Raw genomic sequence first — 7,584 nt, 5'->3', positions numbered from 1 at the left:
CTAAACTTACTCCTTCTTTATTAACATTTTGTTGATAACACCACGCATTTTTATCCTTTCTTATGCGTCAGCCCTGAGCATTATACCCTAAAATAAAGCGATGGCAAATTAATTATTACTTTTGGGGTTATAATATGCAGGGATTAATCACCAAATCAACCGGAAGCTGGTACCAGGTACAAACCCCCGATGGGCAACGTATAGACTGCCGCATTAAGGGTAAGTTCAGGATGAACGGTATTACCACCACCAACCCGGTGGCTGTTGGAGATGTGGTTGATTTTGAAATGGAGCCCAATAGCGAAAACGGGGTGATCACCAACCTGCAACAGCGCAAAAATTATATTATTCGCAAAGCCATCAACCTGAGTAAGCAGGCGCAGATCATTGCCGCCAATCTTGACCAGGCCCTGCTGGTGGTTACCCTGGCATCGCCCCGTACCTCACTGGGCTTTATTGATCGTTTCCTGGTGACTGCCGAAGCCTATGACATACCAGCCAGATTGATATTTAATAAGCTCGACCTGTTTAGCGACGAGGGTCTGGAAATACTGGCCGATTATAAAGCTATATACGAAAATATCGGCTACCCCTGCTTTGAGGTATCTGCATTGGATGGTACCAACATCGACCAGGTACAGGAGCTATTGAAAGATAAGGTGACCCTGTTCTCCGGCCATTCGGGTGTGGGCAAATCAAGCCTCATTAACAGCCTGTTGCCCAGTCTTGGCCTGCGTACACACATGGTATCTGAATGGAGCGACAAGGGCATGCACACTACTACCTTTGCCGAAATGTTTGAGCTGCCGCAAGGTGGTTTTATCATCGATACCCCCGGCATTCGTGAGTTAGGCGTTATCGATATCGAAAAACAGGAACTAAGCCACTTTTTCCCCGAAATGCGTGAGCGAATGAACCAGTGCCGTTTCAACAATTGCCGACACATTAACGAACCCGGCTGCGCCGTACTGGAAGCCCTGGAAAACGGCGAGATCGAACTATCGCGCTACGAAAGCTACCTGAGCATTTATCATGGTAATGATACAAGAGCTTAGTTTTTAATATTTATTCAGACCACTGAAAATAGATTACCTATCTTTAATTCGAGTTTTGTAATCTGTATGAGTAAAAACCTAAGCACCCTAATCTTATTTCCTTTTCTTTTTATACATTGGGTCTCTGCGCAACCTTTTATTGCTGATAAAAGTGGCTATGTTACAGACCCTAAATTTCACGCTTTTATAAAAGCCAAAGGATATGACCTTGTGGGGACTTATAAAATAGTACAGGAAAAACCGCTTATGACGTATGCTAAAGTACTTAAAAATGGACGTTGGCTTTTTATGGACACTAATGGGAAAATCATTGTAAATCCACCAAAAGAGAAGAGTACCTATGAGGTAAAAGGAGATCCTGGTGTTTCCGGCGACTTCGATTTTCGCAAGTATGTACATCCTTCTAATGTAAATCTAAAAATCACTCAAAATGGTGATAAATTTGGTCTTACAAATACCTCATCCAATCAAGCTATTATACCTGCTATTTATGACCGTATCATACTTTCAAACTTCAAGTTTGCTATGGTTCAAAAAAATGGCAAATGGGGCATAGTGTCAAAAAGCGGCGTTTTGGTTATACCTCCACGATATGATGACGTAGAATCATTAGGCGTTAATATGGCCGGTACCAAAGTGATAACAGCGGATGCTGTAATTGTGAATCTTAATGGTAAATGGGGACTCTTATCTGATGAAGGAGAAGAAATTGTTAGTCCACAATTTGATAAAATAAAAAGCTCATGGACTATTAATTCATTACTCACAATGTTACTCGATAACAAATGGGGACTAATGAATAAAAAAGGGAAAGTGCTAATAAAACCAGTTTATCGTCAGATACAGAGTTTTGATGAGGAGGGATTGGCAAAAGTGGCTATGGGTGATAATAAATTGGAAACCTATGGCTTGATAGATAGTCTTGGAAATGAGTTAGTAAAACCTATTTACACACAGATAACCGTTCTCAATAAAAATCTTATTGCTAAAAGCCTGGGAAAATCTCCCAATACAACGATTGAGTTAGTGGATTCAAAAAACAGATCGATTACAAAGGCCGTCTATTCCTTTATTGGAGATTTTAGGAATAATCTTGCTTTAGTTTGCGTGACAAAAGGTGGAGATCAAAAACGGGGATATATTGATAATACAGGCAAAGAAGTTATTAAACCTATTTTTGACGAGATTGAAAACTATTATGGACTTGATAGCTATAAGATAAAGCTTGATGGAAAATACGGCATCATTAACAATAAACAACAGTTCCTGGTGAAACCTATTTATGACGAATTATCAGAATATGATTCTGTCCAGGGGACTTCAATGGTAAAACTTTGTGAGAAATACGGCATAATTAATAATAATCAGCAATACTTGATCAAGCCTACTTATGATTATATGGAGTGTATCGCAAAAAATATTTATGTAGTTAAAAAGGACAATAAATACGGCATAATCAATTTCATGGGTAAAGTGATACTACCCGTAAAATATGAGCACGTTTTGCGCAACTACGATGATGGCCTTATACAAACCTATCTAAATAACAAACCATGCACAATTGACCTTTATGGAAATGAACATTTCAATTAATGAATATCCATTTTCATCTTTCACTTTTCACCCTGTTATTTTCTATTAGTCTTCAAAAAATCTCTCAAATAACTACAATCATTTACCGCCAACCTATAATAAGCTGTTTTGCCATAACTTTTTTGTAGTTCGGCAAAATATGGATTACGCCGTACAGCCTGATCATAACTCTTTTCAGCGTTTTGGAGCTTAGTATAGTTGTAATCCGGAAAATCAGAATAGGATGGCATCTTGATCTGTTTTTGACGGCATTTGGCGGCCATAAAGGTACATTTTGCTTTAAATTCCGCATTGGTGCTTAACTGCCTGGCTTGTAAAAACAGCTTTTCGGCATTGCTGGTTTTTATATAGTCGGTGTCATAATAATACAACGATTTGCGGCCATAGTCTGTCGACGACCAGTCATAGCTGATCAGATACCAGGCGTTACCATAGGTTGAGGTATTGTATATGGCAGTAGCCATATTAAAGTAACTGGCCGCGGCATTTTTAGGATTAGCCTTAATTTGCTTTTGGTAAGCCACCATGGCTTGCGCAAACTGTCGCTTATTATATCCTTTGCCATTTTTATTTAACAACAGTTTTGGATAATCAGGCATTTGGCTAATAAACGGATCAGCTCCGGTTGCTTTTTCATCGTAAAAATTGGTCGGGAATTTATTCAGTTCTTTTTCATTAACCCGGTTCAGCGCTGTAGCCGCTTCGGGATATTTATGCTCGCGCAGATATGCCGTACCCAGTAACTCATACAGGTCATCATTACGGTAACGACCCAATTTTTGTGTTAAAAAATGCAGGTAAGGATTTGCGGGAGGCGTTTTTTTCCAGGCAATTATTTTATTTAATGCCGATGAATGCAGATAGTTTTGCCAATAGTTGATTGTCTGACTGCTGGCCATAGTAACTTTATTTCCGCTTGCATCACCCTGTAACATAGCGATGGCTGCTTTACTGGTATCGCCTTGTTTTAAATAAATAGGCGCCATAATGGCCTGGTAAAAATTGCGGGCCGTTATTGCAAATGGCGACAGACCATAATAGCCTAAATTATACGAGGTATTGCTTGTGATTTCATGTGCCACCTTCTCATCGAGCCATTTTAATGATGGCAACAGAGTGGCCTCATTTACCTCGTTGTATTGTTGTATTCCTTGTGCGGTTAACAATAACTGTATAATCTGTTTTTGATCGTTAAACTTTGAACTTAGCTTTTCGCCGTTTAATGCTGCCAGATACTCAAGTCCGGCTTTGGTATCTTTTTGCATCCATGCTAAATAAGCCTGTGCAAGATTGCCTAAGTTATATTCCGGATATTTTTTCTCGGCCGATAATTTTTGGCAAAAGCTTTTCAATTGCTTAATGTGGGCTATAGCTTTGTTCCTGCTGCTGTCTGGCAGGTTGCCATAATAGCTTGATACTGTTTGGTCAGGAATTAACGTTGCGCTTAAATATTGTTCCTCCAGCTTATTAATCTCACGGATAAGCAGCACACCTACCATATCCGAAGATGACTCATACTCATAAACCTCTTTTAGTGGGTTTATATTAAGTGCAGGGTCATTGAAACCATCAATAGCATGAATAACGGCCTTCTCATTTTTATTGGCAGCCAATGCCAAAACATTTTCTGTTTTAGCATTGATATAATTGAAATTACGATAAGCCTGAACCCGCCTTTCGGGATATGCGGCAAATATTTTTGAAAACAGGTAGGCCGATTTTACCGTATCGCCCAGCCACCGTGACTCACCCGCCTTTAAAGCCAATGCCCACCCTTTTACATGGCTGTCGGTTTTGTAATTAACCAGGTATTTATCGTATACGTCAGCCGCTTCCTTATAATATTTTCCATAATGCAACAGGCGCTGTGCCTGGTATAAATATCTCAGCTTAATAAATTTATCCTTTTCGGTATTGGCATTTGATAAAGCCTCTTCGCCGGCCTTTTTCAAAGCGTCTGTATCCATTTCTTTTGGATTCCAGTATTCAGATTTGACGTTTGCGATAGGTTCAACGCCCTTAGCGAACTGATAATAACTTAATGCACTTTTATTTGAAGCAAGGGATTGCAGGAAGCTATTATTTTTTAAACTATCGGGCAGCGCACCTTTTCCATCTAAATAGCCGTTATATAGCACAGTATCAGCGTTGCCTTTTAATTGATACATCGCTTTTTCAACATCTTCGGCCTTTACCGCGTGGCCTAAATATGCTGCCCACTCCCTTGAGTTGAGGGTAGCCTCGCTTACCTGTTCTTCATCGTCATATAAAAAGCTGTAGGAGGTAAAATAAAAGGGCCTATATTCCTGCGTACGTTGTATGTCATTATGAAAAAAAGAAACATAATAATCATAAGGATCTCCCTCGCCGCCGCAGGCAACATTGATAGCAATTTCGGCAAAAAAGAAAATGATCAAACTAACGGAACAAATGAGCAGTTTTTTCGAGGTTGTCATAGGTGTAGGTTTTTATAGTAGCTTCGTCAAGGTGAAAATAAATAACGTTTACCGTATCTGCCTTTAAAAGCGGCGATAAATAACCGACAGTAGCCTGCAAATTTCCGGCTGATACATTTTCCCAGCGCAGCTCGTCGTTGGTTTTTAAACCGTAATCGGGCAAATTGGTTTTAGCCCGGTAAATGTTATTTTTTATAAATATAAATTGATTTTTATTATTCAGATCCTCTGCCGAGATCCTTTTGGCAATACCGATATATTCCTTATTCCGGAAAGCCACCGCCCAGCTAAACAGCGGTAAACCTATGTCAACCGGCATGGGGTAGGCGGTCACATTGTCGCCCAGGTATTTTTTCAGTTCGCTTATTTCCAGGATGGAATTTTGCTCCCCGTATTTACGCAGATTTCCCATGTTATAACACATCAGCATTACCCGGTTTACCGGTGGAATACCGCTACCTTTTTGATTTTTTAGTTGGTGCAGCCTTAGCGTTGCCGAAATATTTTTTGCTTTCAATTCTTTTACCTGTCGCAATTGTTCCAACAGGTAAAAATAGTTTTCGCGGGTTGATGCTGTCCAGTCGCAATCTATCTGTAATTCATTAAAACTGGCTTTACCGGCCTGCTCCACTTTACCATTTACAAAGCGAACAATGTTAGTGGCCAATGCATCAAGCTGTGGGTGGGTTGTGGTTTTTAGAATATTGTTAACAATGAATATTACAGGTATCATTTCAACCGTATCTGGAAGCTTGGTCTGAAAAGTGATGGGCGATACGGGAACAGGGATGATGCCACTCTCGTCCATATCCACATCCATGATGCGCATATACAGCTTGTGAGCGTGCAGATGATTCAAATAACTTGATTCGGTTTGGTTACTTTTATAAACCGTTTTCCAGAAATAAAAAGAGGTATTAACAACCCGGTCATGCCGGTGGCAGGAGGAGAGGCAAGAGCCTATGATGGAGCAAAGAATAAAGATAAAAAGAACAAGGAAAGGGGAACGGGGAGTAACGATTTCTGGAACAAGGAGCAAAGACTTTTGGATAATCTTTTTCATCGTTAGCGTCTTATTTGCCTTGTTCTTTATTCCAAAAATCTTTGTTCCATGAATCCTTATTCTTTGCTCCTAAAGTCCTTGATCTTAGTCCAAAGCGGCTTTAAAATCAGCCATCAGGTCGTCCAGGTCTTCAATGCCTATCGACAGGCGGATCATGGTTTCCGGGATACCCATTTCGGCACGTTTATCGGCGCCCAATTCAAAAAATATAGTTTGGGCAACGGGGATAGATAACGTACGGGTATCGCCCAGGTTGCTTGATTTTATAACCAGTTTCAGCTTATTTAAAAATTCCAGGCAATCAATGCTTTCATCCAGCTCGATGCTCATCAAACCACCAAATTTCCTGAACAGCTTTCCGGCCCGCTCATGTTGCGGATGACTTGCGACACCCGGGTAAAATACTTTTTTAATTTTAGGGTGAGCCTCAAAATACTGTGCCAATGCAAACGCGTTATTACAGGCACGCTCCAAACGCAGAGCCAGTGTTTCGGCGCCTACAGAAATGGTATGTGCAGCCTCGGGCGATAACGTACCACCAGAATCCCTCAGCCCCTTTTTGCGGATCTGGGTAAGACCCAACGTTTCTGGTTTTACCTGTTTTTTAAAGGTCTCGAAAATATTAGGGTAGTTGCTCCAGTTAAACAAACCGGTATCGGTAACACAGCCGCCCAAAGCATCGCCATGACCGCCAATGTATTTAGTTAAGGAGTTAATTATTAAACTTGCTTTAACATCAATTGGGTTAAACAAATAAGGCGAGGTCATGGTGTTGTCAACCATATATATGATCCCTTTTTGCGCGCAGAGCTCGCCGATAGCTTCCAGGTCGGCTACCTGCGTGGCTGGGTTGGCAATGGTTTCCACAAATACCATTTTGGTGCCGGCTTTAATTTCGTTGCGTACATTTTCAACATCTGTAGCATCAACAAAAGTAATATCCAACCCCATATCAATATAGGTTTGAAATATGCTGCGGGTGTTACCAAACAGAAATGAGCTGGCCACAATATGATCACCATGTTTTATAAGGGCCATTACCGTAGCCGAAATTGCCGCCATACCGGTTGAGAAAGCAACAGATGATAATCCTTTTTCCATATTGGTTACCTTATGTTCCAAAGCGGTAACGGTAGGGTTACCCTGGCGCGAATAAGCGTATCCTTTTTTCTTATTCTGGAAAATATCAACCAGGTCCTGCACATCCTCGTGCCCATAAGTTACCGAAGTATGTATGGGCTTGTGCAATGAGCCATGCTCTGGTTTACCTAAACGGTCGTCATGTAAAATGGTAGTGGTAAAGCCTTTTTTTGTTGTCATGTTAATAATCTTAAATAGACACGAATTTCACTAATGTGTCCGAATTGCACGGATAAAACATCTATTGGTGCATATTCGAACTGATTCGTGTTACTTT

6 protein-coding genes are annotated in these 7,584 nt (G+C 40.6%); 3 read left to right on the top strand and 3 right to left on the bottom strand.

Annotated elements, in window-relative coordinates:
- The first annotated feature begins 134 nt into the window (after positions 1-134).
- Together rsgA and AB6735_RS10880 are read left to right on the top strand one after the other, a co-directional pair.
- Positions 135-1,055: a ribosome small subunit-dependent GTPase A gene (gene rsgA, locus AB6735_RS10885; protein ID WP_370995952.1), complete on the top strand. Its 921-nt coding sequence runs from the start codon at positions 135-137 to the stop codon at positions 1,053-1,055.
- A gap of 66 nt (positions 1,056-1,121) precedes the next feature.
- Positions 1,122-2,648 carry a WG repeat-containing protein gene (locus AB6735_RS10880; protein WP_370995951.1) on the top strand — a complete coding sequence of 509 codons (1,527 nt, stop codon included), beginning with the start codon at positions 1,122-1,124 and terminating at the stop codon, positions 2,646-2,648.
- A gap of 35 nt (positions 2,649-2,683) precedes the next feature.
- Here the strand turns inward: AB6735_RS10880 and AB6735_RS10875 are convergent, their stop codons facing one another.
- Positions 2,684-5,104, bottom strand: coding sequence for a hypothetical protein (locus tag AB6735_RS10875; protein ID WP_370995950.1), 2,421 nt, complete (start codon positions 5,102-5,104; stop codon positions 2,684-2,686).
- Entirely contained in the window at positions 5,067-5,963 is an 897-nt protein-coding gene (locus tag AB6735_RS10870) for a hypothetical protein (protein ID WP_370995949.1), read from the bottom strand. Before AB6735_RS10870 ends, AB6735_RS10875 begins: the two co-directional genes overlap by 38 nt.
- A gap of 15 nt (positions 5,964-5,978) precedes the next feature.
- Here AB6735_RS10870 and AB6735_RS10865 point away from each other — a divergent pair, with 15 nt between their 5' ends.
- Positions 5,979-6,173 (top strand): hypothetical protein, encoded by a 195-nt coding sequence (locus AB6735_RS10865; protein WP_370995948.1) that lies wholly within the window; start codon positions 5,979-5,981, stop codon positions 6,171-6,173.
- A gap of 78 nt (positions 6,174-6,251) precedes the next feature.
- Here AB6735_RS10865 and AB6735_RS10860 read toward each other — a convergent pair whose 3' ends face one another.
- On the bottom strand, positions 6,252-7,487 hold the full coding sequence (locus tag AB6735_RS10860) for a cystathionine gamma-synthase family protein (RefSeq protein ID WP_370995947.1): 1,236 nt from the start codon (positions 7,485-7,487) through the stop codon (positions 6,252-6,254).
- Between the last annotated feature and the right edge of the window lie 97 nt (positions 7,488-7,584).

The sequence above is a fragment of the Mucilaginibacter sp. RCC_168 genome (genome assembly GCF_041355315.1).
Taxonomy (GTDB): Bacteria; Bacteroidota; Bacteroidia; order Sphingobacteriales; family Sphingobacteriaceae; genus Mucilaginibacter.
This window is presented reverse-complemented; position numbering and strand designations above follow the sequence as displayed.

Excerpts from the sequence above, each read along its gene's own strand:
- rsgA (WP_370995952.1), top strand. The coding sequence starts at position 135 with ATGCAGGGATTAATCACCAAATCAACCGGAAGCTGGTACCAGGTACAA.
- AB6735_RS10880 (WP_370995951.1), top strand. The coding sequence starts at position 1,122 with ATGAGTAAAAACCTAAGCACCCTAATCTTATTTCCTTTTCTTTTTATA.
- AB6735_RS10875 (WP_370995950.1), bottom strand. The coding sequence starts at position 5,104 with ATGACAACCTCGAAAAAACTGCTCATTTGTTCCGTTAGTTTGATCATT.
- AB6735_RS10860 (WP_370995947.1), bottom strand. The coding sequence starts at position 7,487 with ATGACAACAAAAAAAGGCTTTACCACTACCATTTTACATGACGACCGT.